Origin of the sequence: Fibrobacter sp. (assembly GCF_017551775.1) — a bacterium.
Lineage (GTDB): Bacteria > Fibrobacterota > Fibrobacteria > Fibrobacterales > Fibrobacteraceae > Fibrobacter.
The window spans coordinates 1-22109 of sequence record NZ_JAFZKX010000086.1 but is presented as its reverse complement, the minus strand read 5'-3'; the positions used below and the strand labels follow the sequence as shown (position 1 = coordinate 22109).

Genomic DNA, 22109 nt, shown 5'->3' with positions numbered 1-22109 from the left:
TGATCAAAATTCATAATTCACCATAACCGACCCGTACAGGTCAAAATATTCTTCCGAAAGCAAATCAGGACGGTTACAATACAAAGCTCCGACAGTCCAGGCGGATGTCAAATTTTTCATATGGGTAAAGCCCAAGGTGGCGCTTCCGCCCACATCCATTTCCACTTCGCGTATATGCTTGCGCAATTCATCGCGATTCAAATATTCCCTGCGGAATACTGCGCCGACCGTCAAATCCATAAAGTCCTTCACAAGCGGTTTCTGCAAGTTTTCGGCAATACGCCATTCGAATTCTTCCATATTGTCGCGGTTGTACTGCTTGTAGCGCGGGATTACCATGAACATGTTGCGCAGGTTACCAACATTCGTATTCAAAAAAACCGGGTAGCTCTGTTCAAAATAGTCACCACCGTGGAAATAGTAACCCAGAAGCCCGAAGGTCTCGTCGCTGAAGTCGAAGTCCGAAATCAGTTCGTCCTGTTCAAAACGGGAAAGGTCACGACGCAGGCTCCACACACCACCGACCTTCAACACGTTCTTCGGCAGGTCCAGTTTCAATTCCAGCCGCACCACATGCTTCATGATGCGTTCCTCGAACTGGGTCGCCAGATAAGGACTTTCCGCAAGCGCATAGTAACTAGCCCAGCGCGCGGAATCCACCTTCAACGTATCTTCCCCATTCACGATATCCACCACATTCCCGTCGCCACCCTGGAACCAGCGGTCGGCGTATATTCCCGAGCCCGCGGAATAGACGGCCTGCAATCTCTGATTCGTACTGCGGGTCCTGTAATTGAAGGTATAGCCGATCGAAAGCTTCGCACGCGGAGCAATGTCGATGACATTCGCAAGCGCCGCCGTATGGTCGTAAAGCGTGCGGTCTTCGTCCTGCTCATGTTCCTTAAGCCAATGGTCTTCCGCACCGGGAACCAGTCCCAAGGCTGATCCTTCGGCAAAGCCAAACACATTGTAGTCACCCTCATGCGCAGCGTTTTCCACATTCAACAAGTACGAAAGTTCCAAGTTCCAGAAGTTCGCGACCTTCTGCTCCAACGAAATGTTCCATTCGCGAGAATTCTGCAACTGATCCGGGGAACCGATGCTATAGAAGCCTGCGCCCACATAGCGCATGCCGGCAGAAAGAACCGTATGCGGCAAAGCCCAGCGCAGGGAGGCAGCAAAAGCGACATTGTCGCCATCCCAGCTCCTGATTTCCGCACTCGACCTGTCCTTTCCGTAACTATCCAGCACATTCTTCGCCTTGGTGAGATACTGGCGCAGCTGCTGGCGCATTTCGGATTCGGTCATCATGGCATTCTCGCCAAAAATCTCGTTCAGTTCATCCCTCGAAAGGCGATCCACCAAACTCATGTTGTTCATGAGGCGGCGGAGTTTTGCGAAATTGGAAACGTCGAGATTGGCTTCCGAGAACACCTTGTTCACGGCCCGCTGCACAAGGACACCGGCGGTATCGGCACCGCCCATGGCCATCTGCGCATTTATCTGCAAATTGCCGGGGAACGGTTTCCAATCCACATCCGCAAAAATGGACTTCGATGTCGTAAGCGGAATAGCCGTATTCACATCCGCATTCGCCCCGTCGCGGAGCAGCGGATCTTCAAGTTCGCTCCTGCTGCCGACAAAACCGACAGTCGCATTGAAGCGCCTATCCAGATTCCAGCGCAACTTGCCGCCCACCATGAGCTGCTGGGGTTCGGCTTCGCCTTCTTCCACATAATCCTTGTAGATTTCCTTGTTGCGTTCGCCCACCAGTTTCGGCGCATTGACTTCACCGCCAAAAGCGCTCGCCACAAAGCGCGGGGTCCCAGTTGAATTGCGGAACAGGTTGATGTCGTAAGAGCCACCCAACACATCCATTCCGGCCATGTAGAGGTCCCCGGCGGAGATAAACATATCGCCCACGGCAACCCTCTGCATGCTATCCTTATACACGGCAAATACGTTTTCGGGATTGAAATACGTCCAGCGGTCCATCGTCAGGTTTGCCGACACTTCGAAAGAACGGCCCTTGGACGAACGCATCAACATGTAGGCATTCAGGCCCGCAAAGAATCCGGGAACCTGGAACAAGTTGGGGAAATCGTCCCCGTTTTCATCGGACGCCGTCCATACCGCATGGTATCCGCCCGTCACAGAAACGTTCCCGTTGAGCGACCATACCGTGGGCTTGTTTCCATTCAGCCCGGGGCGCTTCTTGGAATAATTTTCCGCCGCCGGATTCTGGGGGCTGTCAGGAATACCCTTCAGGGCCGCCTGCAGGTTCTGCGAAAAATCGGTATCGTTCTCGCGCGCCGCCTCACGGAGTTCCGCAGGCGGGTTGTCCTCAGACACGAGGCCAATGCCATTTCCTTCTACATCCAGTTCCTTACCCGCGAAACTGCTTCCGCTCTCCATCACGAGGCCATCCCCGTTGCGGCTGATGCTGACCTGCTTTACATCGAGTTTCGCTCCCGAAGACAGGAGCACGCCCACCTTGTTGCCAAAAAAGGCAGTCTCTTCCGCATCGATGACGCTGCCCTCGTGCGCCCAGAGGCCGACACCTTCACTGTAGTTGAACGCACCGCCGACAATCTTGACTTCGGCCTCCTTGGCAAACAGCGCCATGCGCGATACATTGCGGATGTAGACTCCGTTGAGCGAAAGCGAGCCTCTTTCCACGGCAAGGCCGATTTCCGCACCATCGATTTCGAGATACGACAACTCCGCGCGATGGTTACCCGTCAACGAGATACCATTCCAGGAACCGTCTTCGCCTTCGAATACAACAGGCCTGTCTTCTGTGCCCATGACCATAAAGGAGCCGCCACTGACATCAAGCCCGGCACCCGATTTGAACTTCAGGGTCACCCCCGCCTCGATGACAAGCGCCTTCCCTTCGGGAACTTCGATAGTCTCGTTCACTGTGTAGGGGGAGTTTTCAACCGTCAAGAATCCCGAAACGGGTCCGCCATTCAAAACAGACGGAGCTGCCTCCGCATAAGCGAGGGCAGCAACAATCAAGACAAGTGCAAGCCAACTCCAAACCTTCATCAACGAACCTCAAACTTCTTCACGGCGACAGACCGGAACCCACTCTTGTGGATGACTTCAATATCAAACTTGTTGCGCGCACCCCTGACAAGTTCGACCGGAATCTGGTAATCCAGCGTCTGTATCTGCGTCAAGGTTTCCTGCAGAATAACTTTCCCGTTCTGCTTCACGGTCACCTTGTACAGGAACTGCGGATCGTTTTCGGGGGTACGGATCCTGAATTCCAGCATTTTGGAAATCCTGTCCGCGAGACCATACGGTGGCGGCGGAACTATCAGTTCTTCGCGCGGCCCGCCAAAGACCTCAACGTTGAAGCGCCGTACTGGATAGCAGCCCATCATCTTCTTTGCATTTCCGACATTGCCCGCCTGGTCCTTCAGCACATATTCATATTCGTGAATGCCCGACGACAACTTGAATCTGGACAACCCGTTCTTGGAAACAGCCTCCTCGGAAACAGAAGTCCCGTCGATGGACTGCGTCAAGATACCCACGTCATCCTGCATGCCGTTCACGGCGACCTGCACCTTGCAGGAGGTCGAATCATACGAAGCAATTCTCACCTGCGGGGCGATATGGTTCACACCGCGACATGCGGGATTCACCTTCAGCGAAACCTTCTTGGAATCCTTGACCTTGCCCGAAACAAAGACCAGTTCCGCCTCGGTTTCTTTCCAGAGTCCGTTTTCATCGCTTACGGCGACATTGTAGGCAAACGGATGAGACTGGCCGTCGGCTATGGTAGCAAGATTCTCGGACACCTCATGCTTGCCCATTTTCACCACGAGTTTCGCATTGGGATCGCTCGTGCGGTAAATGCCGTCAAGCGCAAGCCCTTCATTACAGACTTCGACAGCATTCTCCGTATTGAGCGTAAAACCGTTTTCGGGCAGGTTATCCACAGCGGCCTTTTTCTTTTCCTGCTGCACCGCCTCATCGGCTGCCTTCACATCCTTGAGCATCTCGCCCATGTCCTTGCCCGACTGCATAATCATGGAAAGACGCTTGGCGAACTTCGGATCGCCCGAAGAAGCCAACTTCATGGAGACCAGGGAATCCGTACCGAAAATCGTCTCGCCGGCCCCGATTGCCAAAACCGGAGTCTCGCCATCTTCGACTTCAAGCTTGCCGTTCACAAGGCTCGCGGCAAAGACGTTGTTATAACTTCCCACGAAGCCTTCCGTCCCGCGGATAGAAGCTGTATGCGTCCCCGACGTCTTGAACTTGAACGTGGAATTTTTCTTCTGCTTCTTGACGGCGAAATTCACGACGCCCGAATCCACCTTAATCCGAGTGTCAAACGTCCCGTCGCCCTTCGGCACGAGAATTTGAGACATTTCGATATAAGTAAACTCAGCCATGCGTATAGCGCTTCCGTCCAGAAGACGGATAACGAGTTCCGACTCACGCCCCGTACGCAACCTATCGGTTTGATACACGTGAGCACCGACCCCCAGAGGGGACCACTTACTGTCCTTCTTCTTCTGGCGTTCGCATTCGTTCAGAGCTAGGCCGACCTTTCCGGCTACCGGAGCCGAAAAAATCAAAGAAGGGAGCAGCAAAATCAGCGAAATTAGGCGAATATGAGAATATTGCATGGGACTCTTTCTTTTGGCTTTACCAGTAAAAAATAGTCCATTTCCCCAAAAAATGCACTAGCAAATTTTTGCGACGTGAGCAAGCGCATATTCCAAGATACAATATTGCATTTTATCACATAAAAAAGTAACCCCTTGGTATTCAAGGGGTTACTATCAAAAATATTAAGAAAAACTTACTTCTTTTCCGGTCGCTTGTAGCCGAAGTTCTTCAGCATGTCTTCCTTGACCTTGCGGACATCGCCCTTCTTCAAGGACTTCGCCGATTCATCCTTCACAGGCGGGAGCGTACACTGCAATTCAGACCTCATGTCGACTTCGGTCTTGTAGATGTAAGCGCCCGTTGCCATGAGACGACCGTTCTTCGTACGGACATTGCCATCCCTATCCGGTTTCAATTCGAAGTACAGCGTCAGGAGACCGGCATCGTTCACGTAGTCAGGATCGTTAAGTTCCTGCGTGAAGGAGTAGTAATCCACAAACTGACCGAGAGTCGTGTAGATCCAGATCTTCACGTGCATTTCGGTTTCATACAAGTTCGCACGGCTCAGGTCGCTGCCCACCTTTTCGGCAAAGGCGGCGGAGCAGTACTCTTCCACGTATTCCGCGACAGGCATCTTCTCGCTCTTGGCAGCGTTGACACCGTCAAGCATCACGAGGCCTTCCTTGCTGACCAAGTCGTCGAGCGTGGCGAGGCCACCCACTTCGTTGAACGTCGGAGCCTTAGCATCGATAGCGAGCGTCGGTCCGAGGTGTCCATCAAGGCCTTCATACGGTTCATCACCGTTACCTTCCTTGGTTTCGAAGTCACCACCCACGAGGGTTTCGATTTCCTTCTTGGACTTCGTGTTGTAGATGGTCACAGCAAAGGTCTCGCCTTCTTCAGGCTCGCTCTTTGCGTAGTAATCAGCAACCTTGTCCTTCGAAATTTCGGTAACCGGCTGTTCGACGGAGATTGCAACTTCCTTCGCGTTCTTCATGACGACACGCACCGTATCGCTCGCTATGTTGCCCGCCTTGTCGCGGTACATGCGTACGATAACGTTTCCGCCCTTCTTGAGGCTCTGCGTCACGAGCGTATCCTGGACATCCGGGCCGTTGCCATCGCCGAGGTCCACAGTCCACTTCACATCGACAAAGTTCGAGTAGATAATTTCGCCGTTAGTCGGGTACAGGATCTTGACCTTGGGCGGCACCTGGTCGATCACTACGAATACAGACTGCGTTGCGGTGTTGCCGTACTTGTTCGTGAAGGAGTACGTAACCTCGTAGCCGATGCTGCCGAACTCGTTTCTCACGATATTGCCCTCGGCATCCACGCCGTAAGAGATGTGCACGACGTTGCCGGCCTTGTCCACAGTCTCATAAGAAACCGTGTAGACCACCTGGTTCTCGGCGGCCTTGCCCGTCGAATCCTTGGCCTTCACGTATCCGCCCGATGTCTTGATAACGGCACCGGTAACGGCATCGGCCTGGTAAGAGAACTTCACGTCAGTACCGTTTATGTTCTCGGTACAGGTGATAGTCATTTCCACCACGCCGTCTTCATTCTCGAGCGGTTCGCCCTTCATGTCGGTGTAGTAGGTAATCAGAAGTTCCTTCCCGTTCACCTTCTCCGTGTAGCTGACGGCAATCTTCTCACCGTTGACCGGCGTATGCGTCACCTTCGAAGACGGCTTGTCGCTCAAGGCAATGCTGAAGTCCGCAATATCACCAAGCGTCTTGTACGTCTTGGACGGAATCTTCAACGGTTCCAAGTCGAGCTTCATCGTGAAGGATTCGTTGGTCTTTTCGTCCGGATCCTTGACCGTCACGACAATCTCGTTAATCGGGGTATTCACGTAGAATGCCGTATCACTCTTCGCGGCTTCTTCCACCACGGTAAAGATGTTCGGGTCAGGCAGTTCGTCTTCGACCTTGCGGATCGTGACCACCGGGGACTTCGTGCTCACGTATACCACGAGCGTATCGACACCCGGAGTATCCATCGTCGGGTCTTCGAACTTGCGGATGATGATGTTCTCGCCTTCCTCGAGTTCGATGCCGCATTCCGTAGAGTCCTTCAGCTTTTCTTCGGAAACACGGTTCATGGCGACCCATTCAATGCACAGAGTCTTGTTGTTGATGTAGAGGGTATCCGGATAATGCCACGTCGAATCCACCGTCTCGGCGATGATGATATCGACCTTGGGCTGTTCGTAGACATTCTTCACCTTGATGGTGACCGTCGCCGTATCCGCATACTCGCCATCGGAGACCTCGACAATGAGCTTGTATTCCGACTTCTTTTCGTAATCGAGGGTATCCCGCAAGATGACCTCGCCCGTCTTCGGATCGATACGGAACACCAAGGTATCGCCGTCGATGGCAGTGTACGTGATATCGCTGTACTTCGGATCCTTATCGGGGTCCCTAGCCTCGATCGTATCGATAACCGTTCCAATCTTCTCGTCTTCATCCACGTAGATAGTCTGGTCGTCGACTTCCGGAGCCTCGTTCACGTCCGTAATCTTCACAGCAATAATCTTGGTATCGGAACCGCCCTTGGAGTCGGTCGCCTTCACCGTAATCGGGAGTTCCGGATTCTTTTCGTAATCCAGGTTCTTGCAGCGGTCGGCCTTCACGGTAATCACGCCGCTCTTGGAGACTTCGAAGCATCCGCTCGTATCCTTGACCAGCGTAAAGGTCAGCACGGTATCGTACAGGTCGAGATCCTTCGCCTCGAGGGTATCGACGACTGTACCCTTCTTCGCGTTTTCTTCGACACGCACGGAGTCCGTAAGGATTGTCGGATTTTCGTTGATATCGAGGAGCGTAATATAAACCGTATCGGTCTCGACGAGTTCAGGCATCAACGTATCCATCAGGGAAATGTAGATGACATATTCGTGCGGGTCCGTCTCGTAGTTGAATCTCTTCAGGGCAACCAGGTCGCCGTTCTTCAAAAGCTTGAACAGCGTATCGGCACCGTCGGCACCACCCGTCAATTCGAACTTGTCGTTCTCGTAGTACGCGGGGATGCTGATTCCCGAAATAGCTGTCGTGTCAACATCGACACCATGTTCGACATGGCCGACAATGGCACCCGGCTCATTATGTTCCTCGAATTCGAACGGCCAAGATTCGAAGGTCGGCGGTTCGTTCACGTCAAGCACTTCGATAATGCGCACGAGCGAATCCGTAAGGCCATCCGGGTCGGTAAGGACAATCGTCACCTCGTGCCTCGGGTTAATCGTCTCGTAATCGAGCTTGGAGCTGTCCAGCACGGTAATGACAAGTTTCTTCTTGCCGCTCTGCGTGTCCTTCACGAGATCGACCTTAAAGAGGGAATCGACGCCAGTATTCTTGTTGTCGAGCAACTTGACCTTCAGGCCGTTGATATCGCCGGCATCCTGGTCGTTAACGACGTACGAAAGTACGACAGTCGCCTGCGGCACGTTTTCCTTGACACCCACGGTAAGGGTCTTCTTGCCTTCCGGATCGACGCCACGGCCAGTCGTATCGCAGTATGCGATGCAGAGCGAGTCGGTGTCGTCGTCACCATCGGGACCATCGTCCACGATAATTTCCGGATTTTCGTTCACGTCAGAGAGCTTGACCGTCACGTCAGCCGTATCGGCAAGGCAGCCCTCGGTAAACTTGCCCGTAGAGGCGTTCTTCGTGCAGTTCTTGACTTCCACCTTGAACTTGAAGGTCGGAGTCGTCTCGAAATCGAGCTTCGTAGAGTCGGCCACCCTCACCTTGTTCGAATCCATCCAGAACGGCATGTTCTGCGTGATGATGCGGTAATCCAGGTGACCGAATTCAGCCACATGCTTCGTATCCGGGTCGGTCGCGGTAAGTTCCGCAACGAGGGCGTCCTTCGGGAGGTTTTCGGGCTTCGTGACCGTCTTGTCCGAAATCGTCGGGCGTTCGTTCACGTCCTTCACCTTGATGGTACGTATGAGCGTGTCAATCGCATTGCCCGCATCCTTCACCGTAAGGATCACGACATACTGGGCATTCACGGTCTCGTAGTCGAGCTTCGAGCTATCCTTTACAAAGACAATCATTTCCGTATTCGCGGCATTCGTCTTCACGTCGAAGAGCGTCTTCGCATTGCCGCCGTTCTTGTCGGCAAGTTCAACCTTCAGCAGGCCCGCATCGTTTGCGTCCACGTCAGAAATCGCGAACGTGTGAATGACGGTTCCCGTAGCGGAATTTTCAGCAATCTCGAACGGGCCGTTGCACTTGGTATCGCCCGTAACGCACTTGAGTTCCGGATTCTCGTTCACGTTCGTGAGCTTGACCGTCACGAGGGCGGTATCGGTAAGGCAACCCACGGTGAACATGCCCGTAGAGGAGTTCTTCGTGCAGTTCTTGACTTCCACCTTGAACTTGATGGTCGGAGTCGTCTCGAAATCGAGCTTCGTAGAGTCGGCGACCTTCACCTTGTTCGAATCCATCCAGAACGGAGTGTTCTGCGTGATGATGCTGTAATCCAGGTGACCGAATTCCGCCACATGCTTCGTATCCGGGTCGGTCGCGGTAAGTTCCGCAACGAGGGCGTCCTTCGGGAGGTTTTCGGGCTTCGTGACAGTCTTGTCCGAAATCGTCGGGCGTTCGTTCACGTCCTTCACCTTGATGGTACGTATAAGCGTGTCAGTCGCATTGCCCGCATCCTTCACCGTAAGGATCACGACATACTGGGCATCCACGGTCTCGTAGTCGAGCTTCGAACTGTCCTTTACAAAGACAATCATTTCCGTATTCGCGTCATTCGTCTTCACGTCGAAGAGCGTCTTCGCATTGCTGCCATTCTTGTCGGCAAGTTCAACCTTCAGCAGGCCAGCATCGTTTCCGTCTACGTCAGAAATCGCGAACGTGTGGATGACGGTTCCCGTAGCGGAATTTTCGGCAATTTCGAACGGGCCGTTGCACTTGGTATCGCCCGTAACGCAATTGAGCTCCGGGTTCTCGTTCGTGTTGGTAATGGTAATTTCGATGGTCGCAATCCTCGACACGAGTCCACCGCCGTCCTTAACGCGGACCTTGATGGTATCCTTGTGGTTCGGAGTCGTCTCGTAGTCAATTACCGCACCTTGCTTCACCGTAATCTTGCCGGTACCGCTTGCAACCGCATAACGGTCAGAAGTGCCGACAAGCGAGTACGTGAGTTTTTTGTAGACCGCATTATAGGTATCCGGGTCAGAAGCGCTGACGGTACCCACAAGCCTTCCCGCAGGAGCGTTTTCGGCAACGGTAAACGAGCCATCATCGATAGTCGGGACTTCGTTTTCATCGGTCACGAAGATCTTCGTATCGGCGGTAACGGTGTTGCTTCCGGTGCCACCATTGGCATCCTTTATGGACAGGGTCACATTGTAGCTAACCGTATCGGCCTTGAACAGCGCTTCGTAGTTCAAGAGGGCGCTATCCTTCACGAATATTTTGACATACACTGTATCGCCATTGTATGCCGCGACGGAAGCTCCGAAGAGCTGGTCGGCAGTAACAGAGCCCGAAACCGGGTTCTTGTCCTTGACAGTTGCGCTCAAAGTAGTGCTGCCATCGGCCGCATCCACATCGACAACCTTGAATTGGGCAAAAACAGTCCCGGTCTTGGTATTTTCGACAACGTTATAATTGTCCTTGATATCGACGATGATGGGCGGATCATTTTTGTCCGTAATCTTGATTGTGACTATGGCGGTATCCTTCAGGTTCGTAAAGCCCTTAGAGGCACCATTGTCCGTCACGATGGCGTAGAGTTTGTATTCCTTCTTCGTCTCGTAATCGAGCTTGGCACCCGTAGCCACCTTAATCATGCCGTCCGAATTGATCGTAAAGAGCTGCGCTGCACCACTATTTCCCGACATATCGGCAAGCGAGAAGGTAAGCACCTTCCAGGTGTCTTCGTCCGTCGCGGTAACCTTGCCCACTTCGGTACCTGCAGGCGAATTCTCCGCAACCGTCAAAGTCGTGTCTCTAATGACCGGCTTGTCGTTGACATCAAGAATCTGGATGGTCACAGTGGACTTGACCGTAATCTTACCGGTACCGTTAGTCGTGGATGCGGAATCCGTAACATTCACCTTGATTTTCAAGAGGCTGTCCGCCGATTCGTAATTCAGCAAGACACCGCTCTTCACGGAAATCTTGCCCGTCTTCGAATTGATGGTATACAAGGAGGTCACCTTGGCGTAGTTCGCATCCGTATTATCAAAGGCGTACTTAAACTGGCTATCATCCACATCCGTCACGGGAATTTTGCCGTTCACCGCATTGGGAGTCGTTTGACCTGCGACGTTTTCCTTGACCGTGAACGTTGTGTCTCTCACCTTCGGGGCGTCGTTCACCGGATTGAGGTTAATACGGACAAGATTGCTGCTGACAGCGGGGACACCCTTGTTGATAATCCTGAAGATGAACGAGGCGACATCCGTTCCGTACGCATTCGGGTTTCCACGATACGTGAGCTTACCGAGGTCGGCGCTTGGAATCACGAGACCCGCAGAAATTGCATCGGCATCCACGACGTTGCCGTCATAAATCAACGTACCGGCGACACTGCTGTTGTGCATCGGCAGCGATTCAATCTTCACATAATAATCCGTCAGAGGAAGCCCGTTACCCGTATAGGCCGGGAACCGGACAAACGCATTGTCCGTATCTTCAAGGCCAACAAATACAGTATCCTTGCTGGTAGGGGCCTTGTCGTCGTCCACGATTTCGATTAGGAACTCGCCTTCACGGCTCTTGTTCGGGAGCACGGCGCCCACCATGTCGAACACGCGAATCGTGAACATTTCGCCCCATTCCTCGATGAGTTCGTCCTTGACCGCAACCGCAACTGCCTTTGTCGGCGTCTTATGTCCCTTGGGGAACGTCACCGTCTCGTAGCTGGTAGAATTGGCTCCATTACAAATAGGAATCCCCGATGTGACGACATCGTCCAAGCTGGCAAACGCATTCAATGAATCTGGGTCCGTATCCCTGTTGTTCGCCTGATTACCATTGAAAATAAAACAATACTTGAAGGTGACGTCGGTCGTCGGGGCTTCGTTCAAAGAAATGCTAAGCGGCTGCAAGCCAGAAAGACCTTCATAGAGGGTACCCCATGTACGGGCTTCAGGATTGATATCGATCCAAGGCGGGTCGAAAGGCATGTACTGAAAGTCACCCTTGATATGGGCATAGAAATGAATATATCTTGCAACAATCTGGCCAGCCAGTTTAAAGTGACCGCCGACAGCAATGGAGTCCGTCGTCATCCAGGTGCCCTGGAATGAAGCTCCATCCCAATAATTCCATTGAACAGGCCTGTTTGTGTAAAAGAGCAGGTTACCCGAGTAATCAGAATTGGTCACGTAGGTAAAATTAGCCTTATTCGTCAAATCCCACTGGCCATTTGCAAACTTCGTGCCCTCGGTGACATATACCACCTGAATTACCAAATCATTCACGGCATTATCGAATTTGAAACCGTTCTTCGAGAATATTCTAGTCAACTTGCCGCCAGGAGGCATTAGCACATAAAGAGCCTTATTCTTGGTACCATTTATAACAAAATTGTTATAGTACTTATCATATGTCCCATACTTATTCTTTTCAACGGAATCAGGAGGAACATGGATATACCCTGTTTCTGGACTTGTACTGGTCATCATGAGATTGTCCGAACCCTGCCAGGCATTATCGGACAAATAAGGTACGGACAAATCCTCCAGAGGAGGAACCGCCTCCGGGCAAGCCCCGTAGTTTCCCACCTTCTTTGTAAAGACCGTGCTTGTTTCATTCGTATACAGGGGGCCCTGCAACAGAGAGTTCCACTGCCTATCGCCATCGTTGTACTGCGATGTAATACTCCCCTGAACGCACCACGTCCCCTCCATGACGTTATAGTCCTGAGTACCAAGTCGCAAATTTCCCTCTACACGCACCGGACCCTTAAGAATTTGATCATGATTCGAATTGTCGAAAACCATGTTGCCACCCACAATGGTCGGACCACCCAAAACATGCTCGTCATTTAAGAGATAGAGGCGCCCCTTCGTTCCATTGTAGCCAATCGTATCCGAGATGTTGACGTTCTTGAATATATTGATGGAATCCGTTCCCCAGATCTTGTACTTCATCAGGGAATCCCAGCGAGCCTGATTCTCCAAAGAATCTGCCGCCCCAGCAAACTGCAACGGAGCTACGCTAGCTTTAGCGAAAGCGAACGTCGGTATAAGACCAACGCACAAAACTGCCAAACACTTCAATTTGTTCATTTTCTCCACCACACGGAAAAATGGTTGACTCCAACCCATTTCACACCGACCCCAAAAATACTAAAAAAATGTTACATTCCAAGGTGGTCTTTCAAAGAACCGGGGCAAAATTTCCCGATTTACCGAATCCTGCCTTTTAGTGTGAGCAACATCACATTTGATTACAAAACCTTTTTTTTATCAAAAACCCCAAAAAACATCGCCGAACCGCTGTCGACGCCCTTAATATATACAAAAATTTACAATCATGCCAGTGTTATTTTGCTTATCAGCAAAGTCGGCAGATTTCCGTGCAAAAAAAAGCATTTTTTTGCATAAAAAGGCCAAATTTCTTGTAAAATCCGACAAAAATCCCTTGTAAATTGCCGAATTCTATCTATATTTAAGGCTCCTAGGCCCTGCGCAATGACTATTTGCGGGCAACACGCCAGGGCGAAAGCAGCAACGGACTTGTGAATTTTTATGTGCTCAGGTCGCCTAGGATTTTTCTTTTTGCCCCAAAAGGGCTTTTTTTATTTGCAGACACCAGCGTTCCCATTTTTCTATTCCGAATCGACCATGATCCTCTGGACAATCCGCCATACCAAGCCCTACAACCCGAAAGACGTCTGCTACGGCAGGCTGGATTTTGATGTCTCCGACACCTTTCCCGAGGAATCCTCCAGCGCCATCGCGGATTTTCTGAAGGCCGAGCCCAAGCCGAGCCGCCTGTTCAGCAGCCCGCTCCTGCGCTGCCTCAGGCTTGCCGAAAAGGTCTCCGAGGCGACGGGACTCCCGATCGAGAAGGAAGAACGCATCATCGAACTAAACTTTGGGTCGTGGGAAGGTCAGAAGCTTACCGCCGCCCCGAGAACGGAAATGGCGGCATGGATGAAGGACTGGCGCGGATTCCGGTTCCCGCAGGGCGAAAGCTTCCATGACGTAGACCGACGGGTGGAAGAATTCCTCGACACGCTCGAAGACGACGGCGAATTCCTGTGGGTTACGCATGCGGGCGTCATCGCGGCGCTCCAGCACTTCGCCTGCGGGCTTGCCGACGACATATTCGTGGAAGGCATGTTCAGCTACGCCATGGTGAACCGTTTCGAATTCACGCGCAACAGCGAAGGACACTTCCGCGGAACATTCACGACGGTGCACGAGGGCCTCAAGATGCCCCCGCTGGTGATGGAATAATTGGAATGAAAATGCGGGATAACCAAACCCGCATTCCTAACAAATTAAAAATCAAGCGAGAAAACCGCCTGCGCGCCGCCCGAGAAATTCGGCATCAAAGCGAAATGAATCGGGTTGTCGAAATCGCTCAAAAGCGCATCCACCGCGGCATCGCCAAGCGAATAGAGGTAAATAAGCGCAAGCCCCCAGATATACTGGTTGCGGTTCTTGCGGTAATAGGTAACCCGCTCGCTTACGCGTTCCAGTTCCTTTGGGCTAGAGTTTTCCCTTTCCAAGAAATGCTTGCGATCGAGGTAGTATTCCACCATGTTCTGCGAGGTGCGGATGCTCGCCGTGGCCCCGATGAGCCCCATGTACAACAGGCCCGCCTTGCCGAATTCGCCGTTATACATTTGTCCGAACCCAGGCAGAATTGCCCATAGCACCGCAGTCTTCATGCTGCGGAATTCCACGCTCCTGTGGTTGTTTTTGAACCAGATGCCAAAGGCGTCGAACATCCCGTACAAATGAAGGCCTATCAGCCATGCGTTCTCGGCGTAGCGCAGGTCTTCCTGTTCCATCTTCTTGTCGCTCTTCTCTCGCACACGGGACGCATACTCGTTGCGCTTGTCCTGAAGCGCCCTCAGGGAATCGCGGTCGGTCGCCTCCATGATAAACTTCGTGTACATCGAGACGGAATCCTGGAATGGGCGCGCCTGTTCGAGCACGCGGTCCTTCTGGTATGCCTTGTTGAAATACACCTCGTACACGAGCAAAAGTTCAATGCCCGTGATGAACCCGCCACGCACATAGTGTTCAGTGTAGTAATGCCCGCCGCCCGGCAAAATGCTCAAAAGCATCGTCAAGGGCAAGGAGTTGCGCGTCGTCGGGATATCCCATTCGTTCACGGTAAGGGTATCAATGGCTTCAATGCCCGTCTTGCCCTTCACCAGCGGGTCTCCCTTGAACTCGGAAGAATCCGCAGCCTGCGCCAGCGTATCGCCATCGGCCGTTTTCGCTTCTTCGGGAGCCTTGGATTCCCGTTGCAAACTATCTTGTGACGTTTCCGAGGCCGAAGACACCGGCTGTGCGCCCATCTGCCTGGCCCCCGTCTGCAGAACCGTCTGCGCACTAGCCACCCCAGCAAGGGCGAGGCAAACAAACAGGATTATGGAAAGCAGACGATTCGACATCGGCCCGAAATATAGAAATAATTCGTTTATACTCCCTGATTACCCTATTAATAATAGCATAGGCAGAACGAGCATATCCCATATGCGGGAACTGCATACCGCAGTCCCAAAAGGTATATTTTTCAAAAAAATTTCGCCATTTGTTCAAACTGTCATTTTATGACACAAAAGAATTCTAAATTACGGAGTATGAAAGTGAGCAACGAACAGACAATCACCGAAGCGAACATCGAAGGCTTGGAAATCGAGGCAAGCGTCCTCGAAGAAAAGATCGCCGAGCTGGTGCGCGCCATCAAGGAAACGCTCATTGCGCGCGGCGAGATGATGGCCACGGCGGAATCGTGCACGGGCGGGCTCGTGGCATCGAGCATCGTGAACGAAGCCGGCTCTTCGGCAGTGCTCGCCGGCGGTATCGTCGCTTACCAGAACGAAATCAAGGAAAAACTCCTGGGCGTAAGCCACGCGACGCTCGAACAGTTCGGGGCCGTGAGCGAACAGACCGTAAAGGAAATGTCCAAAGGCGCACTCGGAAAGTTCGGCTGCCAGTGGGCGGTATCCACCTCGGGCATCGCGGGGCCCGGCGGCGCCGTCCCGGGCAAGCCCGTAGGCACCGTCTGGATGTCCATTTCCTGGATTTCTGGTAACAACTGTTTGCAAAATGAATCCTTTTGTAAAATTTTCGCAGGGGATAGGCTCAAAATCAGGCTCAAAACCGTTTATATAGTGCTGGGCAGGTTACTTTTTTTGCTGAATAAACAAAAAAGCACTTGCACAAGTGAACACTAAATAGTATATTTAGACAAGAAAAAACAAAAAATGGAGTCCAATATGGCAAAGAAGAACACGACACCCACTAGCAACCTTTCCGCCGACAAGGCAAAAGCGGTCGAAGCCGCGATTGCGCAGATCGAAAAGAATTATGGTAAAGGTTCCATCATGGCTCTCGGTAGCCAGCCTGTCGAAGAAATCCCCGTCATCCCGACTGGATGCATCCAGCTCGACATGGCGCTCGGCGTGGGAGGCTTCCCCCGCGGCCGCATCATCGAAATCTACGGCCCCGAATCTTCCGGCAAGACGACGCTCACCCTGCATGCCATTGCCGAAGCCCAGAAGCTCGGCGGCGTCGCGGCCTTCATCGATGCAGAACACGCTTTCGACGCGGTCTATGCCCGCAAGCTCGGTGTCGATATTGAATCCCTCCTCGTTTCCCAGCCCGATACCGGTGAGCAGGCCCTCGACATCGCCGAGACCCTCGTCCGCTCCGGCGCTATTGACATTATCGTGATTGACTCCGTGGCAGCCCTCGTCCCGCAGGCCGAAATCAACGGCGAAATGGGCGACAACCACGTGGGACTGCAGGCCCGCCTCATGAGCCAGGCCCTCCGCAAGCTCACCGGCATCCTCTCGAAGTCCAACACCTGCATGCTGTTCATCAACCAACTCCGTATGAAGATCGGCGTGATGTTCGGCAACCCCGAAACGACTACCGGCGGTAACGCCCTCAAGTTCTACGCCACGCAGCGTATCGACATCCGCCGCATCGCCGCCATCAAGGACGGTGAAGAAGTCATCGGCAACCGTACCCGCGTGAAGGTCGTGAAGAACAAGGTCGCGGCTCCGTTCACCCAGTGCGAATTCGACATTCTCTACGGCTGCGGCATTTCCCGCGAAGCCTCCATCCTCGACCTCGCCACCGAACTCGACATCATCCAGAAGAGCGGTTCCTGGTTCAGCTACAACAACGAACGCATCGGCCAGGGCCGTGAGAACACCCGCCTCTTCCTGAAGGACAATCCGGAACTCTGCAACGAAATCGAACAGAAAATCCGCGAAAGCATGAAGGACGTGGAACTCTTCAAGCTCGGCGAAAACGAAGCCCTCGAGATTGAAGACGACGGCGAAGGCGCCTCCGTCGAAGCCGACGCCTAATCTCCAGTCGAATCTTCCTTAAAAACGAACTCCGTTCTTTCTTTTTAGCCATTGGGAGAGAACGGAGTTTTTTATTTTTCCACACATGAAGTTTGTTCGCACCCTCATCCAGTCCGCCCTGCTGACCGCAACGTTTGCGGTTACGGCGCATGCGCAGGAACTCTGCACGCATTCCTTGCTGGACCAGGACATGATTGTGAACATGGAGGGTTGGTTCATCAATGCGCAGCATTCGCGCGCAAGAATCGATATCGAATGGCGTCACCACGAAGTAAGCAAGCGCGACACCTTCTTTATCCACCTGCCGAATACGCCCTCGTACAAATACATCACCGACTCGACAAGCCGCTATATCGAGAAGGATTCCCCGAAAATGAAGCGCCAGATGGCGATGCACCACCTGAAAGAAGAAATCGGCAATACGCCCGTCCGGTATGACGACCTCGAACTTCTCGCCCGCGGGCTCTTCATGTGCAAGGATTCTTCGGTCCAGAAGCCGACCATATTCTCCACGGCGTTCTCCCAGATGTGGTGGAGCATCGCAAGCGACACGCTCCCGCAGCCGCATCTCGTGACCATGCGCGGGGCCTTCAGGGAAAAGCGCGAAATGCGCATCGACTCCTGGAAAGAACTTTCCGGCGTTTTCCTCCCGACGCTCGTGACCGTCGCGGGCATGGACTACCGCGGCAAATTCTGGATACGTTCGGCCTACCCCGTGGAAGACCTGAACCGCGATCCGTTACGCGAGAACCTGTTGAAATTCGGACACGACTACCGCGCGTCCTTGTGGATCGGGAACGAGAAGTAACCCTGATATTGCAACTGCACGATAAACTGCTGGGCCAGGTTTCCGTCGTAGAACCTGTCCTTCAGGCGGTTCCAGAAACCGAGTTCCAGCGTAACGCTGCGCAAGCCTTCTTTCCAGGAAATATGCGGGCCAAGCCTGACCATCATGTAGCTGAGGGCTTCTTTCTCGACGACATCGCCGTTGCGCAAGAAACCCGTCCTGAACAGGGAGGTTTCCACCAGCAAAGCGACATTCTCGCTGATGGGCGTACGCCCGAAGAATTCGAAGTCCAGAATAAAATCGCGGCTGAACACGGGCATGTTGAGCTTGTAGTCGTAACTCTTGCCCGAAAAATCGGTGCTGATATCCGTAAGGATATAATGCATGTTGAGGCCGATGAGCGCGGACTTCGGGAAGAAATACTCGATCTTGACCGCGACATCGAACAGCTGGGCGTAATCGAACTCGTCGCTATCCCAGGCGTTGTCGACAATGTAATCCGCATTCCACGTTTCGGCGATTCGCCCTTCGCCCAACACGTCGGAAGTGACCATCTCGAGGTTGCTCATCAGGTAGAAGAAGCTCTCGTACGTCGCCGAGACCTCCACCTGCGGATTAGTCTTGAACGGACGCAGCCCGAACCCCACCTGGTAGCCCGCGTAGAACGGGGAAACTTCCAGCGCGCCTTCCATTTTAAGGAACGTGGGAATCCGGCCCATTCTCTCGCCGTAATTGAGCGGTTCAATGGGTTCGAGCCAGGTGTAGTGAAGATCCGCGGTAAACTGCGGCAGCCACTGTCCCCATACAAACGGCGTATTGCCCATGGCGCTCCAGGAGAGGTTCGGCCCGTAACGCAAGCCGAACTGTGCACTCTGGTCGAAGCCGTCACCCATGGAAAGGGTGAAAGCAAGTAGCACCGAAACAAGCGAAATCCTAATTTGTTGACAGAAAAACCGCATTTCAATGTAAAATCTAAAAAATATTTCATCTATTTGCCCGATAAATTCTTATTTTGTGGACACTAATCTTATAGGAGTTCCTATGAAAATTTCTCATCTGTGCGTACTAGCCCTCAGCGGACTGCTTTTCTGGGGGTGCGCAAACAAAGCATCTTCTCCCATTCTTATTGAACGTGGCGTGGGCCAAAACGAATACGAACGCGAGTACTTCGTCACCAAGGAAAGCATGGGCATCGAAAAGCGCCTCAAGGACGTGTTCAAGCAGGGCTATATCGAAGAAGGCATGACCAATGACATGGTGAACCTGCTGTGGGGACCTCCCGACCACGAAACGGAGACCGATTCCACCAGCGTGTGGGAATACTACACCGAAGAAGGCAAGCTCATCACTCGCCTCCTCTGGAAGCACCCCGACCAGGCCCGCCTGAAGGGTTACGAAAACGAATGGATCCTCGAAAAGATCGAAGGCGACCGCTACGGCGGCTCTCCGGCCCCGACTTCGAGCCGTTCCAGCAACTACAACTAACCTTTTTTACGGCCTTAGTTTAAAAAGTCGCCTTTCAAAAGGCGGCTTTTTTTACTAAATTTAGGCGCGTTAAATTTTAAACCTTTCAAGGAGTTAATTATGCGTCAGTATATCATTGCTGGTAACTGGAAGATGAACAAGACCGTTAGCGAATCCGTTCAGCTCGCTAAGGATATCGTGGAAGCCGTCAAGGACGTGAAGAAGACCGAAGTGGTCATCGCCCCGACTTACCTCGCTGCCGCCAAGGTCGCCGACGTCATCAAGGGTACCAACGTGAAGCTCGCCATCCAGGACATCCACTGGAAGGACCAGGGCGCATTCACCGGCAAGGTCTCCGTTGACATGGTCAAGGAAATCGGCGCCGAATACATCATCATCGGCCACTCCGAACAGCGTCAGTACTTCCACGAAACCGACGAAACGGTGAACCTCAAGGTCAAGAAGACCCTCGAAGCCGGCATCAAGCCGATCATCTGCATCGGTGAAACTCTCGACGAACGCAACGGCGGCAAGCTCGAAGCCGTGCTCAGCACCCAGGTCAAGGGCGCCTTCAAGGACGTTTCCGCCGAAGACGCTGCCAAGTGCGTGCTCGCCTACGAACCGGTTTGGGCGATTGGTACCGGCGTGACCGCTACCGACGAACAGGCTCAGGACACCCAGGCTTTCGTCCGTAACGTCGTGAAGGAAATCTACGGTGAAGCCGTTGCCGAAGGCATGCGCATCCAGTACGGTGGCTCCATGAAGGGCGCCAACGCTGCCGGCCTCCTCGCCCAGAAGGACATCGACGGTGGCCTCATCGGCGGTGCAGGTCTCAAGGCCAACACCTTCAAGGAAATCATCGACGCTGCCGAAGCCAAGTAATTTCGCGGCTAGAAACTTAAACCAAGGAATCGTCACATGACAACTCTTTTTTGGATTCTGATTGTCGTCCACGTCTTTCTCTGCCTGTTCCTCTCTCTGCTCGTTCTCGTGCAGAACGATAAGATGGGCGGCCTCGCAGGTCTCGGTGGCATGACATCCCAGTCCGCATTCTCTACCGCTGGTGCGGCAACCTTCATCCAGAAGCTGACCCGCGTCGTCGCCATCATTTTCTTCATCGTGGTATTCGCCCTCGGCCTCATCACCGCCAAGAAGAACGTCACCGTTGAAGAATCTGCCATGCAGAAGGCAACTCGTGAGAATGCCGAACAGCAGGCTCCCGCTCCGGCTCTTCCGGGCGATTTCGCCGCTCCGGCCGTTGAAGCTCCCGCAGCACCCGCTGCCGAAGTTCCGGCTGCACCGGCTGAAGCTCCCGCTGCCGAGTAACACGCCAAAAGGATTTGTCATCGCGTAAACCTGCACTTGCGGGATTACGCATGTGACGAACCTGCGGTCGTGGTGGAATTGGTAGACACGCTAGCTTGAGGTGCTAGTGGGAGCGATCCCATGACAGTTCAAGTCTGTCCGACCGCATTACGAAGTCCGCCCTGCATTGCGGGGTGGACTTTTTTGTTGCGCTGAAGGCGCAGCATCTCACATTACACATCGTTTTCTACTTTTCTCTCCGAGGTTTTATCATGCAGAATACATTAGTCGCACCCGTAGGAGTTTTAGGCTTTGGCGTCGAAGGCCAGAGCACGTTCAACTACCTTGTCCGCAGCGGTATCAAGGAAATCGTCGTGATGGACAAGAACCCGGTGAAACTTCCGGAAACACCCGCAGACGTAAACGTGAAAGTTTTCAGTGGCGAAGGCTACCTGGACGGACTCAAGGACTGCGTGACCGTCGTGCGCTCCGCAGGCGTGTACCCGATGAGCCAGGACCTGTTCAAGTTCCAGATGAACGGCGGGCTCATGACGAGCCAAATTCAGTTGTTTTTAGAACAAACTAAATCCAAGAAAGTCGTTGGCGTCACGGGAACGCTCGGCAAGGGTTCTACCGTGAGCATGATAAGCCATATCCTCACCAAGTGCGGCGTAGAAAACGAGATTGGCGGAAACTTCGGCGTGCCCGCGCTCGACTTGCTCGAGACCGAGACGCCTGACCGCATCAGCATCCTGGAACTTTCGAGTTTCCAGCTGATGACGCTTTCGCGTTCGCCCGACGTAGGCGTGGTGCTGCGCGTATCCACCGAGCACCTGGACTGGCACAAGAGCGTGGAGGAATACCGCGACGCGAAGGCCAACCTGGTACGCTGGCAGAAGCGTGGCGGGACCTGCGTGTACCTGAAGGATGCCGCCCCCTCCGCGAAGATTGCAAGCGAAAGCCCTGCCGGAACGAAGTATGCCGTATGCCACGCCGATGGCGACGGTGCCGGTGACGGGGACGCCGTGATTGAAGGCGCCACCCTCGCCATCGACAGCGAGAAGCTGTACCTTGCGGACTGCAAGGTGCGCGGCATTTACCAGCTGGAAAACATGGCTGCAGCGACCCTCGCCGTGAAGGCACTCGGGATCAAGGTGGCCGACGCATTCGAGGCACTGAAGAGCTACGAGACCCTCCCCTTCCGCATGGAATTCAAGGGCGAGAAGAACGGGATTGAATTCTTCAACGACAGTTACGCCACCCGCCCCGACGCGACGATCGCCGCTACGGCCAGCATGACGCGCCCCTTCGCGCTCATCCTCGGCGGCTCCGAGAAGAACGCGGACTTCACCGAACTTTCGAACATCCTCGT

The 22109-nt window shown here is 53.3% G+C and carries 13 protein-coding genes and 1 tRNA gene; 9 read left to right on the top strand and 5 right to left on the bottom strand.

What is annotated here, in order from left to right; all coding sequences use genetic code 11:
- Positions 1-3 precede the first annotated feature (3 nt).
- From IK012_RS10505 to IK012_RS10495, 3 genes are all read right to left on the bottom strand, one after another.
- Entirely contained in the window at positions 4-3051 is a 3048-nt protein-coding gene (locus tag IK012_RS10505; RefSeq protein WP_290954132.1) for a hypothetical protein, read from the bottom strand.
- Positions 3051-4598, bottom strand: coding sequence for a FecR family protein (locus tag IK012_RS10500; RefSeq protein WP_290954129.1), 1548 nt, complete (start codon positions 4596-4598; stop codon positions 3051-3053). Before IK012_RS10500 ends, IK012_RS10505 begins: the two co-directional genes overlap by 1 nt.
- 227 nt (positions 4599-4825) lie before the next feature.
- The gene (locus IK012_RS10495) at positions 4826-12796 is read right to left on the bottom strand and encodes a cadherin domain-containing protein (protein WP_290954126.1); all 7971 of its coding nucleotides are present in this window, start codon (positions 12794-12796) and stop codon (positions 4826-4828) included.
- 666 nt (positions 12797-13462) lie between these two features.
- Here IK012_RS10495 and IK012_RS10490 point away from each other — a divergent pair.
- Positions 13463-14080, top strand: coding sequence for a histidine phosphatase family protein (locus IK012_RS10490; RefSeq protein ID WP_290954124.1), 618 nt, complete (start codon positions 13463-13465; stop codon positions 14078-14080).
- 44 nt (positions 14081-14124) lie between these two features.
- On the opposite strand, the gene IK012_RS10485 is transcribed toward IK012_RS10490, so the two are convergent.
- A complete protein-coding gene (locus IK012_RS10485; RefSeq protein WP_290954121.1) occupies positions 14125-15252 on the bottom strand; it encodes a DUF5683 domain-containing protein in 1128 nt (375 codons plus the stop codon).
- Positions 15253-15441: 189 nt separating this feature from the next.
- On the opposite strand from IK012_RS10485, the gene IK012_RS10480 reads away from it, so the two are divergent.
- The 3 genes from IK012_RS10480 to IK012_RS10470 all read left to right on the top strand — a co-directional run bounded on the left by IK012_RS10480 (position 15442) and on the right by IK012_RS10470 (position 17989).
- Positions 15442-16038: a CinA family protein gene (locus IK012_RS10480; RefSeq protein WP_290954118.1), complete on the top strand. Its 597-nt coding sequence runs from the start codon at positions 15442-15444 to the stop codon at positions 16036-16038.
- A 42-nt stretch (positions 16039-16080) separates the two neighbouring features.
- Complete coding sequence (gene recA, locus IK012_RS10475; protein ID WP_173379931.1) at positions 16081-17181, top strand: recombinase RecA; 1101 nt, start codon at positions 16081-16083, stop codon at positions 17179-17181.
- Positions 17182-17266: 85 nt separating this feature from the next.
- Positions 17267-17989, top strand: coding sequence for a hypothetical protein (locus tag IK012_RS10470; protein ID WP_290954114.1), 723 nt, complete (start codon positions 17267-17269; stop codon positions 17987-17989).
- Here the strand turns inward: IK012_RS10470 and IK012_RS10465 are convergent.
- Positions 17953-18885 (bottom strand): hypothetical protein, encoded by a 933-nt coding sequence (locus IK012_RS10465; RefSeq protein ID WP_290954111.1) that lies wholly within the window; start codon positions 18883-18885, stop codon positions 17953-17955. The genes IK012_RS10470 and IK012_RS10465 overlap by 37 nt on opposite strands.
- A 124-nt stretch (positions 18886-19009) precedes the next feature.
- Here IK012_RS10465 and IK012_RS10460 point away from each other — a divergent pair, with 124 nt between their 5' ends.
- From IK012_RS10460 to murD, 5 genes are all read left to right on the top strand, one after another.
- Positions 19010-19453, top strand: coding sequence for a hypothetical protein (locus tag IK012_RS10460; RefSeq protein ID WP_173379928.1), 444 nt, complete (start codon positions 19010-19012; stop codon positions 19451-19453).
- Positions 19454-19552: 99 nt separating this feature from the next.
- A complete protein-coding gene (gene tpiA, locus IK012_RS10455) occupies positions 19553-20314 on the top strand; it encodes a triose-phosphate isomerase (RefSeq protein ID WP_290954106.1) in 762 nt (253 codons plus the stop codon).
- A 36-nt stretch (positions 20315-20350) separates the two neighbouring features.
- Complete coding sequence (gene secG / locus IK012_RS10450) at positions 20351-20758, top strand: preprotein translocase subunit SecG (protein ID WP_290954102.1); 408 nt, start codon at positions 20351-20353, stop codon at positions 20756-20758.
- A gap of 63 nt (positions 20759-20821) precedes the next feature.
- A tRNA-Leu gene (locus tag IK012_RS10445) sits at positions 20822-20905 on the top strand.
- A gap of 104 nt (positions 20906-21009) precedes the next feature.
- Positions 21010-22109 (top strand): UDP-N-acetylmuramoyl-L-alanine--D-glutamate ligase (gene murD / locus IK012_RS10440; protein WP_290954099.1); only part of this gene is annotated, 1100 nt, incomplete at its 3' end.

What these genes read in the sequence shown, in the direction of transcription:
- secG (WP_290954102.1), top strand. Translation starts at nt 20,351, where the DNA reads ATGACAACTCTTTTTTGGATTCTGATTGTCGTCCACGTCTTTCTCTGC.
- IK012_RS10485 (WP_290954121.1), bottom strand. Translation starts at nt 15,252, where the DNA reads ATGTCGAATCGTCTGCTTTCCATAATCCTGTTTGTTTGCCTCGCCCTT.
- IK012_RS10505 (WP_290954132.1), bottom strand. Translation starts at nt 3,051, where the DNA reads ATGAAGGTTTGGAGTTGGCTTGCACTTGTCTTGATTGTTGCTGCCCTC.
- IK012_RS10490 (WP_290954124.1), top strand. Translation starts at nt 13,463, where the DNA reads ATGATCCTCTGGACAATCCGCCATACCAAGCCCTACAACCCGAAAGAC.
- IK012_RS10470 (WP_290954114.1), top strand. Translation starts at nt 17,267, where the DNA reads ATGAAGTTTGTTCGCACCCTCATCCAGTCCGCCCTGCTGACCGCAACG.
- recA (WP_173379931.1), top strand. Translation starts at nt 16,081, where the DNA reads ATGGCAAAGAAGAACACGACACCCACTAGCAACCTTTCCGCCGACAAG.
- IK012_RS10460 (WP_173379928.1), top strand. Translation starts at nt 19,010, where the DNA reads ATGAAAATTTCTCATCTGTGCGTACTAGCCCTCAGCGGACTGCTTTTC.
- IK012_RS10480 (WP_290954118.1), top strand. Translation starts at nt 15,442, where the DNA reads ATGAAAGTGAGCAACGAACAGACAATCACCGAAGCGAACATCGAAGGC.
- tpiA (WP_290954106.1), top strand. Translation starts at nt 19,553, where the DNA reads ATGCGTCAGTATATCATTGCTGGTAACTGGAAGATGAACAAGACCGTT.